Genomic DNA, 22362 nt, shown 5'->3' on the forward strand with positions numbered 1-22362 from the left:
GGGTCCTTCGCTGAATCCGGGCAGCACTCAGCAGCCCGGTGACATGGTGAGACGGCCGCGGTCGGGCGTACACGTACCTACGGAGTACGCCTCGCGGCGGTCGCGGGGATTGACGCGGGCGCACGACAGCGTCGGCGCGCCCGTGCGGGGGCGCCGCTGCACGGCATGGCGTCAGTGGCTTCGGCTGTCAGGCGACAGCGATCCCGCGAGGTGGACCTCGGGTGGTGATGGCGTGGACGAGAAGCAGTGACCGCAGGCGTGGGGCCGGTTGACGGCGGTCGGTACGGATTCGCGGCCGGTGTGGCGGCTCGGCGATCCGGAGAAGCAGCAGGAGCGGTGTGAACAGCCGGGCGGCCAGGGCGCGGCCGATCCGGAAGGCGGCGCGTTCGCCGTGGGCGAGCCACAGGCCGCACAGCAGCGCGGCCAGCAGGTGGGCCGCCAGCATTCCGTAGGCACTGCCGTAACCGGCCATGTGCGGCATGCCCATTGAGGTCATATGGCTCATCGAGCCCATTCCCGGCATCGAGCCCATCGAGCCCATCGAGCCCATCGAGCCCATGGAACTCATGGAGTCCATGCCGGGTGGAGGACCGCCCAACTGGTGGCCGAGTCCAGCGGCCCGGACGATACGTTCGGCATCAGCGGATGACAGCTTGGTCGCCGGGTCCATGCCGCACAGCAGCACTCTCGCCCACTGCTGGGCCAGGGACTCGCCGCCGCGCGAGGTCCCCCCAGCCGCGACCTGGCTCACCGCGAAGAGGGAGTGCAGGGCCAACTGGGTCGCCACCGTGACCGCCGTGACGAAGGCGGGGCCGCGCTCCCGGCCCGCGAAGCACCAGCCCACCGCCCCCGCGGCAGTGAACGCGCCGGTCAGGGCCCACCACGGGACGCCGACGCCGGACATCATCACGTGACCGAGGGCGGCGAGCAGCACACAGACGGCTGCGAACATCGCAGCCCGTGCCGCCCGAGAGTCCAGCCCCGCATCCATGACGGCCTCATCGTTGCATCAGTGTCTCGCGCCTCGACACCGGGGCGACGCGAGAATCTGCCGCCGGTGGCCTGTTGACGGTCGTCTCGGGCCTGATGTCGCAGGTCGGCGGACCAGCGTCCGGCGAGTGGCCTACGTCATCCTTCTGGCCGACAATGGAGGCGGGCCCGGCAAACGCATGATGTCGAGAGCGACGGAGAAGTCGTCATGCCCATGCACACGCCCCCCGTCCTCCTGAACCCGCTCACCAATCGCGGCACCGCGTTCACGGCGGAGGAACGCGAGCGTCTCGGGGTGGTGGGCCGCTTGCCCGACGCGGTGCTGACGCTGGACCAGCAGGCTGAGCGCGCCTACGAGCAGTTGCGGGAGGAGCCGACCAACCTGGCGAAGTTCGTCAATCTTGAGCAACTGCACGACCGTAACGAGGTGCTGTACTACCGGGTCCTTCGGGACCATCTGGCCGAGCTGCTCCCGGTCGTCTACGACCCGACGGTGGGCGAGGCGATCAAGCGGTTCAGCCACGAGTACCGGCAACCCCGCGGGGTCTTCCTGTCCATCGACCGACCACAGGATGTGCGTCGCTCGTTCGAGACACTCCAGCTCCACCCCGACGAGGTCGACTTGGTCGTGGTCACCGACGCCGAGGAGATCCTGGGCATCGGCGACTGGGGAGTGCAGGGCATCCAGATCTCGGTGGGCAAGCTCGCCGTCTACACCGCCGCAGCCGGCCTGCACCCCGGCCGCTGCGTACCAGTGGTCATGGACGTCGGAACCGACAACGAGATCCTCCTCAACGACCCCCTCTACCTGGGCATACGCCACAGCAGGGCACGCGGTAAGCAGTACGACGCGTTCATCGAGACCTATCTGGAGACGGTCTCCGAGCTGTATCCCAACGCACTGCTGCACTTCGAGGACTTCGGGCCGGGGAACGCCCGCCGGATCCTGGAGGCGTACCGCGACCGCTACCGGATCTTCAACGATGACATGCAGGGCACCGGCGCCATCACCCTGGCCGCCGCGGTGTCGGCGCTGAAGGTCACCGGCGTGCCGTTCCGCGAGCAGCGCGTCATCGTCTTCGGTGCGGGCACCGCCGGGGTGGGCATCGCCGACCAGTTGCGCGACGCCATGGTCCGTGACGGTCTTGACGCGCAGGAGGCCACGCGGCGGGTGTGGCTGATCGACAAACAGGGGCTGCTGGTGGAGGGCATGCCGGACCTGCGCGATTACCAGGTCCCCTACGCGCGGCCTGTCGCCGAGGTCCGAGGCTGGGCAGAGGGCGGGATCGACCTGCTCACCACCGTCCAGCATGTCCACCCGACCATCCTGATCGGTACTTCGACATCGCCGGGCGCCTTCGACCGGCAGGTGGTCACCGCCATGGCCAAGGGCGTCGAACGGCCGATCATCTTCCCGCTGTCCAACCCCACGGAGAAGATCGAGGCCATGCCGGCAGACCTGCTGGCCTGGACCGACGGCAAGGCCCTGACCGCGACCGGCATCCCTGTGGACCCCGTCGAGTACGGCGGCGTGCGCCACTCCATCGGCCAGGCCAACAACGCGCTGCTCTACCCCGGCCTCGGCCTGGGCACCGTCGTCGCCGGCGCCGACCGGCTCACCGCCGGAATGCTGCTGGCCGCCGCCGAGGCGGTGGCCGGGCAGGTCGACGCCCGGGCTCCCGGCGCGCCCCTGCTGCCCCCGGTGAAGAACCTGCGCGCCTCCTCGGCCGTCGTCGCGAAGGCGGTCGTGCGTGCCGCGGTTGCGGACAAGGTCGCCAACCGCCAGCCGGACGATCTTGCCCAGGCCGTGCACGACGCCATGTGGCAGCCGGCCTACGGGCCACTGCCCGATGGGCAGGAGGCATCGACATGACCACCGGGCACCGGCGCGCCGACACCGGGCAACCGCCGAAGGTGCGGGACGTCCCGATCGGCATCGACGCCACAGGGACCCGGCGGGAAACGGACTCGATGGGCGCCATCGAGGTACCCGCCGACCGGTACTGGGGCGCCCAGACCCAGCGGTCCCTGATCCACTTCTCCATCGGCGACGACCGCATGCCCAAGGCCGTCTATCACGCCTACGGCTACGTCAAGAAGGCCGCCGCACTCGTCAACGGCCGCGAGGGCCGCCTCCCTCAGTGGAAGGCCGACCTCATCGCCCGCGTCGCCGACGAGGTGATCTCCGGCGCGCTGGACGACCACTTCCCGCTGTACGTGTGGCAGACCGGCTCCGGCACCCAGAGCAACATGAACGTCAACGAGGTCATCAGCAACCGCGCCGTCCAACTGGTCGGCGGCGCCCTGGGATCCAAGACGCCGATCCACCCCAACGACCACGTCAACATGGGCCAGTCCTCCAACGACACATTTCCCACCGCGATGCACATCGCCGCGGTCCGCCAACTCCACGAGCACCTGCTCCCTCAAGTGCGGGAACTCCAGCGGGCCGTGGAAGCCAAGTCCCACGCGTGGTGGGACATCGTCAAGATCGGCCGCACCCACCTGGAAGACGCCGTGCCACTGTCCGTTGGCCAGGAGTGGTCCGGCTACGCCGCCCAGCTCACCGACGCCATCGCCCGCATCGAGGCCACCCTGCCGGGCCTCCACCAACTCGCCGTCGGCGGCACCGCCGTGGGCACCGGCCTCAACACCCCCGAATCCTTCGGCGCCCAGGTAGCACGGGAGATCGCGACGCTGACCGGCCACCCCTTCCGCAGGGCGGCCAACTCCTTCGCCGCCCAAGGCGGTTTGGACGCCATGGTGGCTGCCTCCGCGGGGCTGCGCGCCCTCGCCGTCCCGCTGATGAAGATCGCCAACGACATCCGCTGGCTCGCCTCCGGCCCCCGATGCGGCATCGGCGAACTCGCCCTGCCCGCCAACGAACCAGGCAGCTCCATCATGCCCGGCAAGGTCAACCCGACCCAGTGCGAAGCGATGGTGATGGTCTGCATCCAGGCCCTGGCCGAGGACAGCGCCATCGCCTTCGCGGGAAGTCAGGGCAACTTCGAACTCAACGCCATGCGGCCCGTCATCATCAACGACTTCCTGCACTCCGCCCGCATCCTCGGAGACGCCAGCGAGAAGCTGCGCACCTACTGTGTTGAAGGCGCCGAACTGCACCGCGACCAGATCAACGAGTACCTCTCACGCTCCTTGATGCTCGTCACCGCGCTGTCCCCCGAGATCGGCTACGACAAGGCCAGCCGCATCGCCCACAAGGCGGACGACGAGGGAACCACCCTCCGCGAGGCCGCCCTCGCCAGCGGCTACATCAGCCCCGAGGACTTCGACCGCATCGTCGACCCCCAGCACATGGCTCACCTCAGCCACTGACAGAACCACCCCGGTCCGCCAACCGCCTACCGCGGCCCGGCGCTGACCGTGAATGGCACGTAGTTGGCACGGGCGTCCCGGCGCGAGGGGAGATCGCCAGGCCGGGCTGACGGGCGTCGGCAAGGCCAGTTGGACCGAGCAGTCACTGCCGCGTCTTCCGCGGTAGTTGAAAGTGCTGCTACTGTCCCGCCACTTGCATGGGCTGGCTGACCGCAGCTGCCGGGGGCTAAACACGACGAGCCGACAGGACGGCCATCGCAGGGCGTCATCGATGCTCGCCCTCCCCATGCCTTCAACGCCTTCAGGGGAGGAATGGGTGGCTCAACCCGCCCTCATACGCGGCTCGATCGCGATAGCCGCGACTTTCGCCATGGCATCGGGCTTCGCCTGCGCCACCGCGCCGTCCGCGCTCGCGGACACCCCCACCGAGACGGTCATCCCGGCCGCCACGGATTACTATCCGCCGCAGGAGTGGATCGCGCTCGCGGGGCCCGGTGGGTTTCTGCACACGCAGGCGGGCAAGCCCGGGTGGATATGGACGAAGTACTCAGGAGGCCCCGACATCCCCATGCCGGGGCGTCACACCCTCCAGCCCGGAAACTCGGGGGCGGGCTCTGACGTGGTGGCAACGCAAACCAGCTTCACCACCGTCAGGCTCCAGGACATGGACTCCGGCACCACGACGACCGTGACACTGCCGACCGGCCAGTACTACCTGGGCACCTTCGGGTCAAAGGTCCTCACCTTCACCAGGGCCGCGGACGGGAGCGTGTCCCTCCACGTCCTGACCGTGTCGAGCGGGCAACTGACCGATACCCAGGTAACCGGCTGGCCCACCGGCGCGACCGTCGGAACGGAGGTCGCGGTCGGCGACGCGAACTCCGTGGTGGTGAAGTACACCGACAGCACCGACGGCACCAGCGGTCGGCTCGCGCTCATCGACCTGGCGAGCGGGCACATGACCCCGGTCTTCGGCGAAATACCGTCCAATGCCAACGTGGTTCTGTTGGACAAGTACGTCGGGTGGTACCTCGGGGGAACGACCCTGCATCTGCTGTCACGACCGAACCTCACCGCGCCGGAGACCGCTGTCCAGGTGCCGACGCCGTACGGTGCCTTCGATGTGCGTCATCTCGCCGTCGTCGGCGACTCGTTGCTGGTCAACTACGACTGGAACACCTCCGCTTCGACCCCCGCCGACCAGCAGCTCGGCCACGGGCTGTACGTGGCACCGCTTACGGGCGGGACCGCGACCCCGGTCGTCGACCACGTCCAGACGGACTGGGCCTTCGGCGCGTCTTCGGACGGTGCCGTGGTGCTCGGCGGTTCGTCCCTCAGTGACTGGGGCGACCGTCGCATCACGCCGAGCTCCGACGGAACCACAAAGCCCACCACCGTCTTCTCCGATCCGGGCGGCGGTCCCGCACCGCTCAACGGCCTGTCAGTAGCCGACGGCCAGCTCGTCACCGTGGAGTCCGGGAGCGATCCCGACGCGGACGTGTTCACCCGAACGATCCAGCTCGGCGGTACACCGTCGTACGGGCCGCACACGGCCTTCGGGAAGGCTCTCGAACCGAGCGACTGCTCCGCCGGCCCGCACAGCTCAGCCGTCTCTTGCGCGCCGCCTCTGGCAACCGGGGACGGCCGGATTTCGCAGGGGATCCCGAGCTCACCGAACGACTACGCCACCGTGCAGAGCCGCACCGGCTCTTCCGAGGTCACCGTCGCCGGGCCGGGCGGTACGCTCGTGGACTCCGACGGCCGGTACGTCATCTACGACAGCAGCGGCACGGGCACGCAGTACATCGGCGATGTCGATCTCGGCACCGGTACCAATGTGCTGTTCTCGCGTCCGATCAGCGGGGCCGCGCTGTGGGAGTCCACGCTGTGGGTCGCGAACCCCACACCCGGATCGCTCAGCGCGATCAGCCTTCCGACGCAGCGGACCACAAAGACCGTCAGCACCGGGGCGCCGTGCGTGCCGAGCGAGTTGCAGGCGGCCGCGGGCCGGTGGATCTACTGGTCGTGCGGGACCTCGGGCCCGGCCGGCGTCTACGACCTCGTCACCGGCGCCCACATCTCCGTCCCGCCCTCCGGGCTTGCCCAACTCGGGGACGGCTACCTGGTCGAGCATGACACCGGCTCGGGGAAGCTGGAGCTGACTGATGTGCACGCCGATACCGCGGTGACCAGCGACCTCGCCACGCTGCCCGCTCAGAACTGGCTGACCGATGACCGACGGGTGACCTGGGCGGTGGACAAGTTCCCGGGTGGCGGGATCGCGTACACCGACGCACAGGAGAACATCCACATCTTCGACCCGCACGTTCCCGCCTCGCCCGCCTCCGGCGGCGTGCTGCTGCCGAACCAGCGCCTCAACTCCGGCGACAGCCTGACCAGCGGCAGCGTGCGGCTGGTGATGCAGGCGGACGGGAACCTCGTCGCGCACCTGAAGACCGGCGGCACCTCCGCGCCCGCCGTATGGGCCAGCGGTACCCACGGCCACCCCGGCGCGTACACGGTGATGCAGCCGGACGGCGATCTGGTCGTCTACGGACCGAATGACGGGCCCGGCACTGGAGGCGCGTTGTGGTCCAGCAACACCGGGGGCAATGCGGGCGCTTACGCCGTTCTGCAGGACGACGGGAACCTCGTCGTCTACCGACAGGCCAGCGCCGATTCGCGCAATGCGCTGTGGTCCAGCGGATCGTACGCACGGCCGCAGACCATCGCCTCGAACGCGACACTGAAGTCCGGTTGGTGGACGCGGAGCCAGCGCACCTTCCTGGTGATGCAGTCGGACGGCAACCTGGTGATGTACCGCAAGCGCGACGGCGCGGCCATCTGGTCCAGCGGCACCTATGGCCATCCGGGCGCCTACGCGATGATGCAGAAGGACGGCGATCTCGTGGTCTACCGCTCCGGCGGCGGGCCCAGCACCGTGGGGTCGCTGTGGGCCAGCGGCACCCACGGCCACCCCGGGGCCTACGCGATCATGCAGGATGACGGAAACCTGGTGATCTACAAGAGCGGTGGCGGGCCGAGCACAGGTGGCTCGCTGTGGGCCAGTAACACCTGGCGCAACGCCTCCTGAGCGGCGCTTGGCGCCACCCCTGTGCCCGCCCGATCACAACCGGGCGGGCACAGGGGTGGCTCCTCCGGGTCACCGTTGGTCGAAGTCCCCGCGGTTCGGCAGTAAACGGCGAGGGGCAATGCCTGACCCGGAAAGCGGCGGTAGGCGAGGTAGCCGGGGACAGGGGCGGCAGGAGCCGTAGACCCCGCACGGCGCTATGTATGCGGCCTCCGGCGGGTACATGGTGAGTTAGGGCGCGGCACGGTGCCCCGCGACAGGTCCAGAAAACAACAAACCCCAGGCCACCCGACCTGGGGTTTCTCTCTGAGCGGGTGACGGGAATCGAACCCGCGCTCTGAGCTTGGGAAGCTCATGTTCTACCATTAAACTACACCCGCGTAAGTCGCCCTCATGGGGCGGCTCGTCGTCGCTCACTGTACCCCATCGTTGGCCCCTGGTGCATTTGCCCCGGGGGTTTTGTCGTGTGGGGTAAGGGGGTTGGGGCGGTACGGTGAGGGGTCGGAGTGCCGCGTGAGGTGCGGGGTGTTCATCCCCTAATGTGGCTTTCGTCCGCTGCCGCGGTTGGGCGGCAGGGCGAGTCCGTGGGGAAAAGAAGGGGAGCGATGGAGCGCACCGTCGTTCGTTGTGCCGATGGGCACCAGTTCAGCACCACTACGTTCCCGCTGCAGAACCTGGGCGCCGACCGGCTTGGGCCGGGGCGGTTGATCCGGTGTCCGCGCTGTGCGCGGCTGCGGCACGCGGTACCTGTCGAAACGGTTCGGCAGGCGCGCTGACCAGGCCCGGGGTCCGGCCCTGGACGGGCCGGACCCCGGAGGTCCGGTTCTCCACGTATCCTCGTGGCGTGCTTCTCTCAGACAAGGACATCCGGGCCGAGATCGACGCCGGGCGGGTGCGCATCGACCCGTACGACGAGTCCATGATCCAGCCGTCGAGCATTGACGTGAGGCTTGACCGGTTCTTCCGGGTGTTCGAGAACCACCGCTACCCGCACATCGACCCGGCGGTCGAGCAGCCCGACCTGACGCGGCTGGTCGAACCGGAAGGGGATGACGCGTTCATCCTGCACCCGGGGGAGTTCGTGCTCGCCTCGACGTACGAGGTGATCAGCCTGCCCGAGGACGTCGCCTCGCGGCTGGAGGGCAAGAGCTCGCTGGGGCGGCTCGGGTTGCTGACGCACTCGACGGCCGGGTTCATCGACCCGGGCTTCTCCGGGCACGTGACGCTGGAGCTGTCCAACGTCGCCACACTGCCGATCAAGCTCTGGCCGGGGATGAAGATCGGGCAGCTGTGCATGTTCCGGCTGACCTCGGCCGCCGAGTTCCCCTACGGTTCCGGCCGGTACGGCTCCCGCTACCAGGGGCAGCGCGGCCCGACGCCGTCCCGGTCGTATCTGAACTTCCACCGGACGCAGGTGTGACCGACGTGACGCAGGAGCGGGAGAACCTGACCTACCCCCTGTTCGGCGAGGCGGTGCGCGAGCTGGCGCAGACCATCGCGGACGACGGGTTCGAGCCGGACATCATCCTGTCGATCGCGCGCGGCGGGCTGTTCGTCGCGGGCGCGCTGGGCTACGCGCTGGGGGTCAAGAACCTCCATGTGATGAACGTGGAGTTCTACGACGGGGTGGGCAGCACCCTCGACATGCCCGTCATGCTGCCGCCGGTGCCCAACGTGGTCGACCTCAGCCGGAAGAAGGTGCTGGTCGCCGATGACGTGGCCGACACCGGGCGCACCCTGGAGCTGGTGCACGACTTCTGCGCCGGCCACGTCGCGGACGTACGGTGCGCGGTGATCTACGAGAAGCCGCAGTCGCTGGTGAAGTGCGAGTACGTGTGGAAGCGCACCGACCGGTGGATCAACTTCCCGTGGAGTGTGCAGCCGCCCGTCGTGCGTCGTAAGGGCCAGGTGCTCGACGCGTGACCGGTCGTGCGCCGTACGGGCCAGGTGCTCGACGCCTGACCCGTACCGCGCGTACCGGCGGAGGCGCTACAGCGTCGGCAGCTTGAACAGCACCAGCAGTGCGATGAGTTGGATCGACGCGGACCCCAACGCCTTCTGCCAGGGCAGGTCGTGGGACTTGCTCACCATCGAGGTGAGCAGTGCCCCGCAGGCCAGCCAGGTCGCCCAACCCAGCACCTGCACAAGGCCGTTGCCGCCGCCGAGGAAGATGGCGAACAGCAGCCGTGGGGCGTCGGTGAGCGAGGTGATCAGCATGGACAGGCCGATGGTCGGCGCCCAGCCGCCGTCCCCGCCGAGCTGCCGGGCCAGCGCATGGGTGACCGCGCCCATCATCAGACCGCTCAGCACCACCGCGACCGCGGTGCTCAGCACCCACGGGATGCTGTTGGAGAAGGCGGAGTTGAGGACGTCCTTGCGCGCGGTGTCGAAGCCGAAGACGGCCAGCAGGCCGTAGACGAACGTGACGATCAGCGCCGGGCCCCACACCTGGTAGTCGCGCATCTGCCAGAAGGTCTGGCCGGGGCGCAGCGCTATGCCGCTGAGCAGTTCCTTCCAGTGCAGCCGGGGTCCGGCGGGCGGGGCACTCGCCTGGCCCGCGCGGTAGGTGGCGACGTGCCCGTCGTCGTACTGGCCGGCACCGTACTGTCCGCCGTCGTACTGCTGGTACGGGCTGCCCTGGCCGTACGCGTCCGGGGCCTCGCCGATGGCGAACGACTGGGTGTGTCCGGGGGCGTCGTCGTACCCGGAGGGCCTGCCGAACGACGTGCGCGTGTCACCGAAGTACTCCGGCTGGCCGGACGGGGGCATGTCAGGCCGGTACGCGGTCTGGGTTGGCTGCTGGTGCGGGGGCGGCGGGTAACCGCCGTTCTGCTGCGTGGGACGGGGCCGCTGGGCCTCGGCCTGGCTACGTCCGCGTCCGATCCTGAATCCTGCCACGCTCCCGAACGTACCCGTTCGCGGCGTCGGGCGTATCCCGTCCCCCGTTTTCGGCCGGGGTTTACTACCAAGCTGTGACAAGTCAGGGCAGGCGGCCGAGTGCCGCCAAGGCAACGGCCGGGACCGCGAGTTAACGCGGTCCCGGCCGTGTCGGCCTCGCGGAGTGCTACTTGGCCGGTTCGGGCTCCGGCTGCTTGGTGGACTGCGGGTCACCGGCGGGCGGGTCCGCCGGGGCCTTCACCGAGTCGAGCAGCAGCTGGGCCACGTCCACCACCTGGACGGACTCCTTGGCCTTGCCGTCGTTCTTCTTGCCGTTGACCGAGTCGGTCAGCATGACCAGGCAGAACGGGCAGGCGGTGGAGACGATGTCGGGGTTGAGCGACAGCGCCTCGTCGACGCGCTCGTTGTTGATGCGCTTGCCGATCCGCTCCTCCATCCACATCCGTGCGCCGCCCGCGCCACAGCAGAAGCCGCGCTCCTTGTGGCGGTGCATCTCCTCGTTGCGCAGGCCCGGCACCTTGGCGATGATCTCGCGCGGCGGCGTGTAGACCTTGTTGTGGCGGCCGAGGTAGCACGGGTCGTGGTACGTGATGATGCCCTCGACCGGGGTGACCGGCACCAACTTGCCCTCGTCCACGAGGTGTTGCAGCAACTGGGTGTGGTGGATGACCTCGTACTCGCCGCCGAGCTGCGGGTACTCGTTGGCGATGGTGTTGAAGCAGTGCGGGCAGGTCGCGACGATCTTCTTCTTGGACTTCGGCTTCTTGGTCGCCGGGGCCGAGCCCGCGCCGGAGGCGCTGTCGTCGGCAGCCTCGCCGAACGCCATGTTCAGCATCGCCACGTTCTCGGCGCCGAGCTGCTGGAACAGGAACTCGTTGCCCAGGCGGCGGGCGGAGTCACCGGTGCAGTTCTCCTCGCCGCCCATGATCGCGAACTTGACGCCCGCGATGTTCAGCAGCTCGGCGAAGGCCTTGGTGGTCTTCTTGGCCCGGTCCTCCAGCGCGCCCGCGCAGCCGACCCAGTACAGGTACTCGACCTCGGTGAGGTCCTCCACGTCCTCGCCGACGATCGGCACCTCGAAGTCGACTTCCTTGACCCAGGCGAGCCGCTGCTTCTTCGGCAGGCCCCAGGGGTTGCCCTTCTTCTCCAGGTTCTTGAGCATCGTGCCCGCCTCGGACGGGAACGAGGACTCGATCATCACCTGGTAGCGGCGCATGTCGACGATGTGGTCGACGTGCTCGATGTCCACCGGGCACTGCTCGACGCAGGCGCCGCAGGTGGTGCAGGACCACAGGACGTCCGGGTCGATGACGCCGTTGTCCTCGGCGGTGCCGACCAGCGGGCGTTCGGCCTCGGCGAGGGCGGCGGCGGGCACACCGGCGAGCTGCTCGGCGGTGGCCTTCTCCTCGCCCTCCGCGTTCTTGCCGCCGCCTGCCAGCAGGTAGGGAGCCTTGGCGTGCGAGTGGTCGCGCAGCGACATGATCAGGAGCTTGGGGGAGAGCGGCTTGCCGGTGTTCCACGCCGGGCACTGCGACTGGCAGCGGCCGCACTCGGTGCAGGTGGAGAAGTCGAGGATGCCCTTCCAGGAGAAGTGCTCGACCTGGGAGACGCCGAACTGGTCGTCCTCGCCCGGATCCTCGAAGTCGATCGGCTTGCCGCCGGAGACCATCGGCTGCAGCGCGCCCAGGGCCACGTCACCGCTGGACTCGCGCTTGAACCAGATGTTGGGGAACGCGAGGAAGCGGTGCCAGGCCACACCCATGTCGGTCTTGAGGGAGACCGTGATCATCCAGATGAAGGAGGTGGCGATCTTGACCATCGCGACCAGGTAGGTCACGTTCTGCAGCGTGCTCAGGCTCAGGCCCTTGAGGGCGGCGGCCAGCGGGTACGAGACGAAGTACGCGGCCTGGTAGCCGTCCACGTGGTGCAGCGCGCCCTCCAGGGCGCGCAGCGTCATGATGCAGATGCCGATGATGAGGATGACGGCCTCGACGAAGTACGCCTGGCCGAAGTTGGAGCCCGCGAAGCGGGACTTGCGGCCCGGGCGGTTCGGCTTGCTGATCTGCCGGATGATGATCAGGGCCAGGATGCCCAGAGTCGTGGTGGTGCCGATGAACTCGACGAAGATCTCGTACGGCAGCCAGTCACCGATGATCGGCAGCACCCAGTCGGCCTGGAACAGCTGGCCGAAGGCGTTGACGATGGTCAGGATCAGGGTGAAGAAGCCGACGGCCACGAACCAGTGCGCGACGCCGACCGCGCCCCAGCGGTTCATACGGGTGTGGCCGAGGAACTCCTTGGCCACCGTGACGGTCCGTTGCTTCGGGTCGTCGGTGCGGGTGCCGGCGGGCACCGGCTGACCGAGCCGTACGAAGCGGATGATCTGCGCGATGGCTCGGGCGAACAGCGCAACGCCGACCGCGGCTAGCACCAGCGAAACGACGATCGCGGCGAGTTGCATGAGGGCTCCTCGGGCCTGCGAGAGCGGGGTCGATAAAGGGTGATTACTAAGCAGTAACTTAAGTGGTCTTCCGAGATTACCCGTTCTGTGCTGGGTCATACAGTCGCTCACTCGGTGATCTGTGTCGCTGGGGACACCGGGTGGACGATCCTTATGCGCCGCTTATTCGCAGAAGACTTGAGTCCGGCCGACTCATGTCTGTTGACACCCGTCTGAGTGTCCGGCACTCTTGAGTCAGTTCCACTCAAGTAGCTGGAGGATTCCACCATGGCACGTGCGGTCGGCATCGACCTGGGCACGACGAACTCCGTCGTCAGTGTTCTTGAAGGCGGTGAGCCCACCGTCATCACCAACGCCGAGGGCGCCAGGACCACGCCGTCCGTCGTCGCCTTCGCCAAGAACGGCGAGGTGCTCGTCGGTGAGGTCGCCAAGCGGCAGGCGGTGACGAACGTCGAGCGGACCATCCGCTCCGTCAAGCGTCACATGGGTACCGACTGGAAGATCGGTATCGACAGCAAGGACTTCACGCCGCAGCAGATCTCGGCGTTCATCCTGCAGAAGCTGAAGCGGGACGCCGAGTCGTACCTGGGCGAGAAGGTCACCGACGCGGTGATCACCGTCCCGGCGTACTTCAACGACTCCGAGCGCCAGGCCACCAAGGAGGCCGGTGAGATCGCGGGCCTCAACGTCCTGCGCATCGTCAACGAGCCCACCGCGGCCGCGCTCGCCTACGGCCTGGACAAGGACGACCAGACGATCCTGGTCTTCGACCTCGGCGGCGGCACCTTCGACGTCTCGCTGCTGGAGATCGGCGACGGCGTTGTCGAGGTGAAGGCCACCAACGGCGACAACCACCTCGGTGGCGACGACTGGGACCAGCGCATCGTCGACTACCTGGTCAAGCAGTTCCAGTCCGGCCACGGCGTGGACCTGGCCAAGGACAAGATGGCCCTCCAGCGGCTGCGCGAGGCCGCGGAGAAGGCCAAGATCGAGCTGTCCTCGTCCACCGAGACCTCGATCAACCTGCCGTACATCACGGCGTCCGCCGAGGGCCCGCTGCACCTGGACGAGAAGCTCACCCGCGCCCAGTTCCAGCAGCTCACCGCAGACCTGCTGGAGCGCTGCAAGACCCCGTTCCACAACGTGATCAAGGACGCCGGCATCCAGCTGTCCGAGATCGACCACGTGGTGCTGGTCGGTGGCTCCACCCGTATGCCCGCCGTCGCTGAGCTGGTCCGCGAGCTGACCGGCGGCAAGGAGGCGAACAAGGGCGTCAACCCGGACGAGGTCGTGGCGATCGGCGCCAGCCTCCAGGCCGGTGTGCTCAAGGGTGAGGTCAAGGACGTCCTGCTGCTGGACGTCACGCCGCTGTCGCTCGGTATCGAGACCAAGGGCGGCATCATGACCAAGCTGATCGAGCGCAACACCACGATCCCGACGAAGCGTTCGGAGATCTTCACCACGGCCGAGGACAACCAGCCGTCGGTGCAGATCCAGGTCTACCAGGGTGAGCGCGAGATCGCCGCGTACAACAAGAAGCTCGGCATGTTCGAGCTGACCGGTCTGCCCCCGGCGCCGCGCGGCGTGCCGCAGGTCGAGGTCACCTTCGACATCGACGCCAACGGCATCATGCACGTGGCCGCCAAGGACCTCGGCACCGGCAAGGAGCAGCGGATGACCGTCACCGGTGGCTCCGCGCTGCCGAAGGACGACATCGACCGCATGATGCGCGAGGCCGAGCAGTACGCGGAGGAGGACCACAAGCGCCGCGAGGCGGCCGAGACCCGCAACCAGGCCGAGCAGCTCGTCTACCAGACCGAGAAGTTCCTCAAGGACAACGAGGAAAAGGTCCCGGGCGAGGTCAAGACCGAGGTCGAGACCGCCATCGGTGAGCTGAAGGAGAAGCTCAAGGGCGAGGACGTCGCCGAGATCCGCACCGCCACCGAGAAGGTCGCCGCGGTCAGCCAGAAGCTCGGCCAGGCGATGTACGCCGACGCCCAGGCCGCCCAGGCCGCGTCCGGCGCCGGTGAGAACGTCAACATGTCCAAGGACGAGGCGCACGACGATGTCGTGGACGCCGAGATCGTGGACGAGGAGCCGAAGAAGCGTGAGGGTGGTGCCGCGTGACGGAGGAGTCGCAGGGCTTCCCGCAGGAGCCTGCTGACGTCCCCGTCAACGCCGCGACGGCTGACGCAGACGACGCGGCGCAGGGCGCCGGGCCCGCCGAGCAGGCGGGCCCGGCGGCCCCGGCCGGGGACGCAGAGCAGGGCGCGGACCAGGACCTGAACAAGCAACTGGGGTCGCTGCGCGGCCAACTGGCCGAGCGCACCGCCGACCTCCAGCGCCTCCAGGCGGAGTACCAGAACTACCGCCGCCGCGTGGAGCGCGACCGGATCGCGGTCAAGGAGATCGCGATCGCCAACCTGCTGAGCGAACTGCTGCCGGTGCTCGACGACATCGGTCGGGCGCGGGAGCACGGTGAGCTGGTCGGCGGGTTCAAGTCGGTCGGCGAGTCGGTGGAGACCGTGGTCGCCAAGCTCGGTCTGCAGCAGTTCGGTAAGGAGGGTGAGCCCTTCGACCCGCTGGTGCACGAGGCGCTGATGCACAGTTACTCGCCGGACGTCACCGAAACCACGTGCGTGCAGATTCTGCAGCCGGGGTATCGGATCGGCGAGCGGACCATCCGTCCGGCCCGGGTCGCGGTCGCCGAACCGCAGCCGGGCGCTCCGGGCAAGGAGGCCGCGGCGGACTCTGACGAGGAGAGCGGTGGCCCGGAACAGGGCTGACGCGTCGGCAGTTGAGGTAGGAGAGGAGGGACGCCGGGGATGAGCACCAAGGACTTCATCGAGAAGGACTACTACAAGGTTCTCGGCGTCCCCAAGGACGCGACCGAGGCGGAGATCAAGAAGGCGTACCGGAAGCTCGCCCGCGAGTTCCACCCGGACGCCAACAAGAACAACCCCAAGGCCGAGGAGCGCTTCAAGGAGATCTCCGAGGCCAACGACGTGCTGTCGGACCCCAAGCGCCGCAAGGAGTACGACGAGGCGCGCACCCTGTTCGGCAACGGTGGCTTCCGGCAGGGGGGTCCCGCCGGACCGGGCGGGTTCAACTTCGATCTCGGCGACCTGTTCGGCGGCGCCCACACCGGTACCGGCACCACTACCGGCGGTGGGGGCTTCGGCGGCGGTCTCGGTGACGTGTTCGGGGGACTTTTCGGGCGCGGGGGCGCCACGCGTACCCAGCCGCGGCGTGGTCAGGACATCGAGTCCGAGGTGACGCTGAGCTTCACCGAGGCCGTGGACGGGGCCACCGTGCCGCTGCGGATGTCGAGTTCGGCACCGTGCAAGAGCTGCGCGGGCACCGGTGACAAAAACGGTACGCCGCGGGTCTGCCCGACCTGTGTGGGCACCGGGCAGGTCTCCCGGGGTTCCGGCGGCGGGTTCTCGCTCACGGATCCCTGTGTGGACTGCAAGGGCCGGGGCATGATCGCCCAGGACCCCTGTGACGTCTGCAAGGGCAGCGGCCGGGCCAAGAGCGCGCGCACCATGCAGGTGCGGATTCCGGCAGGTGTCAGCGACGGCCAGCGGATCCGGCTGCGCGGCAAGGGCGCGCCGGGCGAGCGCGGCGGCCCGGCGGGGGACCTCTACGTCGTCGTACACGTCGACGCGCACCCGGTGTTCGGGCGCAAGGGGGACAACCTGACGGTCACCGTTCCGGTCACCTTCCCGGAGGCGGTGCTCGGTGCCGAGATCAAGGTGCCGACGCTGGGCGGTCCGCCGGTGACGCTGAAGCTCCCGCCGGGTACCCCGAACGGCCGTACGCTGCGGGCCCGTGGCAAGGGCGCGACCCGCAAGGACGGTACCCGCGGTGACCTGCTGGTCACGGTAGAAGTGGCGGTTCCGGAATCGGTGGACGGCAAGGCGCTGGACGCGCTGGAGTCGTATCGAGAGGCGACCGTGGATCAGGATCCGCGGGCAGAGCTGTTCAAGGCCGCGAAGGGAGCTTGAGATGGACGGCCGGGGCGCACGCCGCAACCCGTACGAGCTGACGGACGAGTCACCTGTGTATGTGATCTCGGTCGCCGCTCAGCTGTCGGGGCTGCACCCGCAGACCCTGCGGCAGTACGACCGGTTGGGACTGGTGTCCCCGGACCGTACCGCCGGACGTGGCCGCAGGTACTCGGCGCGGGACATCGAACTGCTGCGCCAGGTACAGCAGTTGAGCCAGGACGGCATCAACCTCGCCGGAATCAAGCGCATCATCGAGCTGGAGAACCAGGTGGCCGTGCTCCAGGCGCGGGTCGCCGAACTCCAGTCCGGCCTTGAGGGCGCCGCCGCCGCGATGCGCCAGCGCGAGGCGGCGGTACACGCCTCGTACCGCCGGGACCTGGTGCCGTACGAGGACGTGCGGCAGGCCAGCGCGTTGGTGGTCTGGCGGCCCAAGCGGCAGGACTGACGCTTCCTCATGCGCAAGGGGGCCCGGGGTTTCGCCCCGGGCCCCTTCGCGTTGGCCCGGCCTCGCGTTCGGCCGGGCGCGGCCGAGCCGCCTTGGGCGCGGCCGAGCCGCCTCAGGCGCGGCCCATCGCCGAGGTGAGGGCGATCTCGATGACCACGCGGTCCGGGTTCGGCGTGGTCTGGCGCTGGTAGCGCTCCTCGTAGCGGCGCACCGCCTCCGCGACGGCGGCCGGGTCGGTGGAGACGGTGGCCAGGCCCTCCAGGGTGGCCCAGCGGGCGCGGTCGATCTGGCAGAGGGCGACGCGGGTGCCCTGCTCGCCGGCAGCCAGCACGTTGCGGACCTTCACGCTCTGCTTGCGGGTGATCACGCGGGCCAGGCCCGCTTCCGGGTCGTACGTCGCTCCCACCGCCACCACGTGGGGGGTGCCGTTGGGGCGGGGGGTGGTGAGGGTGGCGTAGTGAGCTTCGCGCCAGAAGGCGATGAAGGCCTCGCCGGGGTGCAGGGGGTTGATCGGCATCCGGTGATCTTCCCATCCGATCCGTCCCGCGTGGTCGATGACCTTTCGGCGCCTACTTCGTTCCCCAGAAAGAATTGAGTCTCATCGACTCAAGTTGTCTTACACTTGATCTGGCAGGATGATGGCGACGCCATGGAGGAGGTCCGCGCACGTGAACGCAGAGCTGACCAACAAGAGCCAGGAGGCGCTGAGCGGCGCCAACAGTCGGGCGGTGTCCGCGGGCCACGCGGACCTGGCCCCGGCGCATCTGCTCGCCGCGCTGCTTGAGCAGCCGGAGAACGACAACCTCAAGGACTTGCTGGCCGCCGTGGGCGCCGATCCGGACGCCCTGCTCAAGGGCGCGAAGGCACAGTTGAGCGCACTGCCCACGGTGCAGGGCTCCACCGTCGCCCCGCCGCAGGCGAGCCGCGACCTGCTCTCGGTGATCGCCGACGCCTCGCAGCGCGCCAAGGAACTGGGCGACGCCTACGTGTCGACCGAGCACCTGCTGATCGGGCTGGCCGCCAAGGGCGGCAACACCGCAGAACTACTGGACCGCCAGGGCGCCACGGCCGCCAAGCTGCTGGACGCCTTCGAGACCGCCCGCGGAGGCACCCGAGTGACCACCCCTGACCCGGAGGCCACCTACAAGGCCCTGGAGAAGTACGGCACCGACTTCACCGCCATCGCCCGCGAGGGCAAGCTCGACCCGGTCATCGGCAGGGACAACGAGATCCGGCGGGTCATCCAGGTGCTGTCCCGCCGTACCAAGAACAATCCGGTGCTGATCGGCGAGCCGGGCGTCGGTAAGACCGCCGTGGTCGAGGGGCTTGCCCAGCGGATAGTGAAGGGCGACGTGCCCGGCGCGCTCAAGGGCAAGCGGCTGGTCCAGCTGGACCTGGGCGCGATGGTCGCGGGCGCGAAGTACCGCGGTGAGTTCGAGGAGCGGCTGAAGGCCGTGCTGGCCGAGATCAAGGAGAGCGACGGCCAGATCATCACGTTCATCGACGAGCTGCACACCGTGGTGGGCGCCGGCGCGGGCGGCGACTCGGCGATGGACGCGGGCAACATGCTCAAGCCGATGCTGGCCCGCGGTGAGCTGCGGATGGTCGGCGCGACAACGCTGGACGAGTACCGGGAGCGGATCGAGAAGGATCCGGCGCTGGAGCGCCGCTTCCAGCAGGTGCTGGTGGCCGAGCCGAGCGTGCAGGACACCATCGCCATCCTGCGCGGCCTCAAGCCGCGGTACGAGGCGCACCACGAGGTGCGGATCGCCGACTCCGCGCTGGTGGCCGCCGCCAACCTGTCGCACCGTTACATCACCTCGCGCTTCCTGCCCGACAAGGCCATCGACCTGGTCGACGAGGCCGCCTCCCGGCTGCACATGGAGGTCGACTCCTCGCCGGTGGAGATCGACGAACTCCAGCGCGCCGTCGACCGGTTGCGGATGGAGGAGGAGTCGCTGCTCGCCATCTCCGGCGCCAAGGACAAGAAGGCCAAGAAGCAGGCCGAGAAGGAGGAGGCGCTCGCCCCCGACGCCCGCGAACGCCTGGAGGCGCTGCGCAGGGCACGGGAGGAGAAGGAGGAGGCACTGCGCGGGCTGACCGCGAAGTGGAACAAGGAGCGCGAGGTCCACAACCGCGTCGGCGAGCTGAAGAAGCGGCTGGACGAGCTGGAGAGCGAGTTCCAGCGGGCCGAGCTGAAGGCCCCCGAGACCGGAGACTGGGTCACCCCGGGCCGGATCAGGACCGAGCAGATCCCGCAGGCGGAGAAGGAACTGGCCGAGGCGATCGAGGCGCAGCGGCAGCTGGAGGGCATGGTCGGCGAGGAGGTCACCCCGGACGACATCGCCCAGGTCGTCGCCTCCTGGACCGGCATCCCGGCCGGGCGGCTGCTGGAGGGCGAGACCCGCAAGCTGCTGCGCATGGAGGAGGAACTGGGCAGGCGGCTGATCGGGCAGAGCGAGGCGGTCTCCGCGGTTTCGGACGCGGTGCGCCGGTCGCGTTCCGGCATCGCCGACCCGGACCGGCCGACGGGCTCGTTCCTGTTCCTCGGCCCGACCGGTGTCGGCAAGACCGAGCTGGCCAAGGCGCTGGCCGACTTCCTGTTCGACGACGAGCGGGCGATGGTCCGCATCGACATGAGCGAATACGGCGAGAAGCACTCGGTGGCCCGGCTGGTCGGTGCCCCGCCCGGCTACGTGGGCTACGAGGAGGGCGGCCAGCTCACCGAGGCGGTGCGGCGGCGGCCGTACACCGTGGTGCTGCTGGACGAGGTGGAGAAGGCGCACCCCGAGGTCTTCGACGTGCTGCTCCAGGTGCTGGACGATGGCCGGCTGACCGACGGCCAGGGGCGGACCGTTGACTTCCGCAACACCATCCTCATCCTCACCTCCAACCTCGGCTCGCAGTACCTGGTCAATTCGGAGCTGTCCGAGGCGCGCAAGCGCGACGCCGTACTGGAGACGGTGCGGGCGTCCTTCAAGCCGGAGTTCCTCAACCGGCTGGACGACATCGTGGTCTTCAGCGCGCTGGGCGAGGACGAGCTGGGCCGGATCGCCGGACTCCAGCTCGACCGGCTGCGCGACCGCCTCAAGGACCGCCGCCTGGAGCTGGACGTCTCCGCCGGGGCGCTGGCCTGGCTGGCCCGGGAGGGCAACGACCCTGCGTACGGCGCCCGGCCGCTGCGCCGCCTGGTGCAGACCGCCATCGGCGACCGGCTGGCGAAGGCGATCCTCGCGGGTGAGGTGCACGACGGCGACACCGTTCGTGTGGACCGCGAGGGTGAAGGGTTGACCGTACGGCCGGTCCGATGAGGGCTGGGCTTGCCAGACGGGGGCCGGGATGGGGGAGGATGGCGGCAATCGTCGCGAAGGGAACCACACGGTGAGCATCGACCCGTCCTCCATCCCGAACTTCGGCCAAGGCCCGTCCGACCAGCCCCCGGCCGGGCCCCCGGGAGGAGGCGTGATCCGGCCGAACCAGGACCTGGTCAAGCAGCTGCTGGACCAGATGGAGCTGAAGTACGTGGTGGACGAGGAGGGAGACCTCGCCGCGCCGTGGGAGGACTTCCGTACGTACTTCATGTTCCGCGGTGAGGGGGAGCAGGAGGTCTTCGCGGTCCGCACCTTCTACGACCGCGCCTACTCCATCGAGGACAAGAACAAGCTGCTGGAGATCGCCGACGGCTGGAACCGGCAGACGCTGTGGCCGAAGGTCTACTCGCACACCCACGACGACGGCTCGGTGCGGCTGATCGGCGAGGCCCAGATGCTGCTGGGGCTCGGCGTCGGCCTGGAGCACTTCGTGTCGTCCACGGTGAGCTGGGTGCGCGCCTCGGTCGACTTCGACAAGTGGGTCACCGAGCAGCTCGGGCTGGAGAAGGACGCCGAGTCCGACGGTGACGACGGCGACGAGGACTGATCCCGACACCTCGTTGAAACGCCGACGCCGCGGTGGGGAGGAGATCCCCGCCGCGGCGTCCGTTTCGTTCAGAGCCCGTTCACAGCGCCAGTGGCGCGATGGTGAGCAGATACGTTCCGTAGAAGAACGAGAACCCGGCCAGTGAGATGACCGCCACCCAGGCGGTGCGCGGCCTGGCCCTGGCGAGCGCGATCGCGGCCGGGATCAGCAGCGGGAACGCGGGCATCAGGAACCGCGGCTTGCACTGGAAGAAGCCCGCGCCGCCGATACCGATCAGCATCAGCACCCCGCAGTACGCCAGCAGCGCCACCGGGATCCGGTCGGTGATGCACAGCGCCAGCAGGATCACCGCGGCGGCCACGATGGCCGCGGCGACGTAGTACGCGAAGTAGTCGGTGCCGGTCACCAGGTGCTTGAAGAACCGCAGCGCGCTCCAGCCGAAGTCGAACCGCGAACCCCAGCGCGCCTGGACCTTGAAGTACCCCTTGATGTCCCCGGTCTGCCAGCCGACCCACAGCACGTAGCCGAACCAGCCGAGCGGCGCGATCGCCGCGCCGATCCAGGCCCGCCAGTCGATCGGCTTGCCCGCCCGGCGCCGCCGCCAGTAGTCCATGGCCACGCCCGCCACCACCGCGGCGGCCACCGCCACGCCGTTGGGCCGCGTGCAGCCCGCCAGGGCGGCCAGCGTGCCCGCGTAGAGCCAGCGGCGGGTCAGCACGGCGTACAGCGACCAGGCGGCCAGCGCGGTCATCACCGGCTCGGTGTACGCCATGGTCTGGATGATCGCGTGCGGCAGCAGGCCGTAGAGCAGCACCAGGGCGATGCCGACGCGGCGGCTGTAGAGCCGGGCGCCGATCAGGTAGATCGCCCACACCGACAGCAGCGTGGCGATCCAGGCGACCAGGATCGCCACGTTGATCACGCCGATCGGGATGATGTGCGAGACCACCCGCACGGTCATCGGATACAGCGGGAAGAACGCCAGGTCGTTGTAGAGGATCGTGTGCTGGGTGGCGGACGGGATCAGGGTGCCGTAGCCGTACTCGGCCACCCGGAAGTACCAGCGCGCGTCCCAGGCGAGGCCCAGGATGCTGCGCGGATGCTGGCCCGCGTACCAGGCGTACGCGGACAGGAACAGCAGGCCGGTGGCCCGCACCGCCGCGTACACCATGAGCGCGGGTGCCGCGCGCCGCAGTGAGGCCCTCGCCCGCTC

General features: G+C 69.0%; 14 protein-coding genes, 1 tRNA gene and 3 pseudogenes. 12 read left to right on the forward strand and 6 right to left on the reverse strand.

Annotated features, from left to right (window positions below; genetic code table 11):
• Window positions 1-187: 187 nt before the first annotated feature.
• On the reverse strand, window positions 188-991 hold the full coding sequence (locus tag P3G67_RS19810; protein WP_276094632.1) for a hypothetical protein: 804 nt from the start codon (window positions 989-991) through the stop codon (window positions 188-190).
• 195 nt (window positions 992-1186) lie between these two features.
• Between P3G67_RS19810 and P3G67_RS19815 the strand changes: the two are divergent.
• The 3 genes and pseudogenes from P3G67_RS19815 to P3G67_RS19825 all read left to right on the forward strand — a co-directional run.
• Window positions 1187-2863 (forward strand): annotated as a pseudogene (locus tag P3G67_RS19815) (NAD-dependent malic enzyme); the annotation flags it as partial.
• The gene (fumC, locus tag P3G67_RS19820) at window positions 2860-4326 is read left to right on the forward strand and encodes a class II fumarate hydratase (protein WP_276094634.1); all 1467 of its coding nucleotides are present in this window, start codon (window positions 2860-2862) and stop codon (window positions 4324-4326) included. The pseudogene P3G67_RS19815 and the gene fumC, both read left to right, overlap by 4 nt.
• Before the next feature lie 316 nt (window positions 4327-4642).
• Window positions 4643-7420, forward strand: coding sequence for a hypothetical protein (locus P3G67_RS19825; protein ID WP_276094635.1), 2778 nt, complete (start codon window positions 4643-4645; stop codon window positions 7418-7420).
• A gap of 306 nt (window positions 7421-7726) precedes the next feature.
• Here the strand turns inward: P3G67_RS19825 and P3G67_RS19830 are convergent.
• Window positions 7727-7797, reverse strand: a tRNA-Gly gene (locus P3G67_RS19830).
• 464 nt (window positions 7798-8261) lie between these two features.
• Here P3G67_RS19830 and dcd point away from each other — a divergent pair.
• Window positions 8262-8837 carry a dCTP deaminase gene (gene dcd, locus P3G67_RS19835; RefSeq protein WP_269855553.1) on the forward strand — a complete coding sequence of 192 codons (576 nt, stop codon included), beginning with the start codon at window positions 8262-8264 and terminating at the stop codon, window positions 8835-8837.
• A 5-nt stretch (window positions 8838-8842) separates the two neighbouring features.
• On the forward strand, window positions 8843-9340 hold the full coding sequence (locus P3G67_RS19840; RefSeq protein WP_276094707.1) for a phosphoribosyltransferase: 498 nt from the start codon (window positions 8843-8845) through the stop codon (window positions 9338-9340).
• Window positions 9341-9406: 66 nt separating this feature from the next.
• Here the strand turns inward: P3G67_RS19840 and P3G67_RS19845 are convergent, their stop codons facing one another.
• Together P3G67_RS19845 and P3G67_RS19850 are read right to left on the reverse strand one after the other, a co-directional pair.
• Window positions 9407-10315 carry a Yip1 family protein gene (locus tag P3G67_RS19845; protein WP_313880774.1) on the reverse strand — a complete coding sequence of 303 codons (909 nt, stop codon included), beginning with the start codon at window positions 10313-10315 and terminating at the stop codon, window positions 9407-9409.
• Window positions 10316-10481: 166 nt separating this feature from the next.
• The gene (locus P3G67_RS19850) at window positions 10482-12776 is read right to left on the reverse strand and encodes a (Fe-S)-binding protein (RefSeq protein WP_276094637.1); all 2295 of its coding nucleotides are present in this window, start codon (window positions 12774-12776) and stop codon (window positions 10482-10484) included.
• A 267-nt stretch (window positions 12777-13043) separates the two neighbouring features.
• Between P3G67_RS19850 and dnaK the strand changes: the two genes are divergently transcribed.
• Genes dnaK through P3G67_RS19870 form a run of 4 tightly spaced genes read left to right on the forward strand, consistent with a single transcriptional unit; the run spans window position 13044 to window position 17231 of the window.
• Entirely contained in the window at window positions 13044-14903 is a 1860-nt protein-coding gene (gene dnaK, locus P3G67_RS19855; protein WP_276094638.1) for a molecular chaperone DnaK, read from the forward strand.
• Window positions 14900-15562, forward strand: coding sequence for a nucleotide exchange factor GrpE (gene grpE / locus P3G67_RS19860; RefSeq protein ID WP_269858627.1), 663 nt, complete (start codon window positions 14900-14902; stop codon window positions 15560-15562). The genes dnaK and grpE overlap by 4 nt, the downstream gene beginning before the upstream one ends.
• Before the next feature lie 39 nt (window positions 15563-15601).
• Window positions 15602-16783 (forward strand): molecular chaperone DnaJ, encoded by a 1182-nt coding sequence (gene dnaJ, locus P3G67_RS19865; RefSeq protein WP_269858628.1) that lies wholly within the window; start codon window positions 15602-15604, stop codon window positions 16781-16783.
• A 1-nt stretch (window position 16784) separates the two neighbouring features.
• Window positions 16785-17231 (forward strand): heat shock protein transcriptional repressor HspR, encoded by a 447-nt coding sequence (locus P3G67_RS19870; RefSeq protein ID WP_269858629.1) that lies wholly within the window; start codon window positions 16785-16787, stop codon window positions 17229-17231.
• 112 nt (window positions 17232-17343) lie between these two features.
• Here P3G67_RS19870 and P3G67_RS19875 read toward each other — a convergent pair whose 3' ends face one another.
• On the reverse strand, window positions 17344-17748 hold the full coding sequence (locus P3G67_RS19875; RefSeq protein ID WP_276094639.1) for a pyridoxamine 5'-phosphate oxidase family protein: 405 nt from the start codon (window positions 17746-17748) through the stop codon (window positions 17344-17346).
• A 151-nt stretch (window positions 17749-17899) separates the two neighbouring features.
• Between P3G67_RS19875 and P3G67_RS36335 the strand changes: the two are divergent.
• The 3 genes and pseudogenes from P3G67_RS36335 to P3G67_RS19885 all read left to right on the forward strand — a co-directional run.
• Window positions 17900-19406 (forward strand): annotated as a pseudogene (locus P3G67_RS36335) (Clp protease N-terminal domain-containing protein); the annotation flags it as partial.
• Window positions 19407-19501: 95 nt separating this feature from the next.
• Window positions 19502-20542: pseudogene (locus P3G67_RS36340) on the forward strand (AAA family ATPase); the annotation flags it as partial.
• A gap of 70 nt (window positions 20543-20612) precedes the next feature.
• Window positions 20613-21149 (forward strand): type III secretion system chaperone family protein, encoded by a 537-nt coding sequence (locus tag P3G67_RS19885; RefSeq protein WP_269858632.1) that lies wholly within the window; start codon window positions 20613-20615, stop codon window positions 21147-21149.
• A gap of 79 nt (window positions 21150-21228) precedes the next feature.
• Here the strand turns inward: P3G67_RS19885 and P3G67_RS19890 are convergent, their stop codons facing one another.
• Window positions 21229-22320: a glycosyltransferase family 39 protein gene (locus tag P3G67_RS19890; RefSeq protein ID WP_276094640.1), complete on the reverse strand. Its 1092-nt coding sequence runs from the start codon at window positions 22318-22320 to the stop codon at window positions 21229-21231.
• Window positions 22321-22362: the final 42 nt, after the last annotated feature.

The organism is Streptomyces silvisoli (assembly GCF_029269905.1).
Taxonomy (GTDB): domain Bacteria; phylum Actinomycetota; class Actinomycetes; order Streptomycetales; family Streptomycetaceae; genus Streptantibioticus_A; species Streptantibioticus_A silvisoli_A.

What these genes read in the sequence shown, in the direction of transcription:
- P3G67_RS19810 (WP_276094632.1), bottom strand. Translation starts at nt 991, where the DNA reads ATGGATGCGGGGCTGGACTCTCGGGCGGCACGGGCTGCGATGTTCGCA.
- fumC (WP_276094634.1), top strand. Translation starts at nt 2,860, where the DNA reads ATGACCACCGGGCACCGGCGCGCCGACACCGGGCAACCGCCGAAGGTG.
- P3G67_RS19850 (WP_276094637.1), bottom strand. Translation starts at nt 12,776, where the DNA reads ATGCAACTCGCCGCGATCGTCGTTTCGCTGGTGCTAGCCGCGGTCGGC.
- dnaK (WP_276094638.1), top strand. Translation starts at nt 13,044, where the DNA reads ATGGCACGTGCGGTCGGCATCGACCTGGGCACGACGAACTCCGTCGTC.
- dnaJ (WP_269858628.1), top strand. Translation starts at nt 15,602, where the DNA reads ATGAGCACCAAGGACTTCATCGAGAAGGACTACTACAAGGTTCTCGGC.
- P3G67_RS19870 (WP_269858629.1), top strand. Translation starts at nt 16,785, where the DNA reads ATGGACGGCCGGGGCGCACGCCGCAACCCGTACGAGCTGACGGACGAG.
- P3G67_RS19875 (WP_276094639.1), bottom strand. Translation starts at nt 17,748, where the DNA reads ATGCCGATCAACCCCCTGCACCCCGGCGAGGCCTTCATCGCCTTCTGG.
- P3G67_RS19890 (WP_276094640.1), bottom strand. Translation starts at nt 22,320, where the DNA reads ATGGTGTACGCGGCGGTGCGGGCCACCGGCCTGCTGTTCCTGTCCGCG.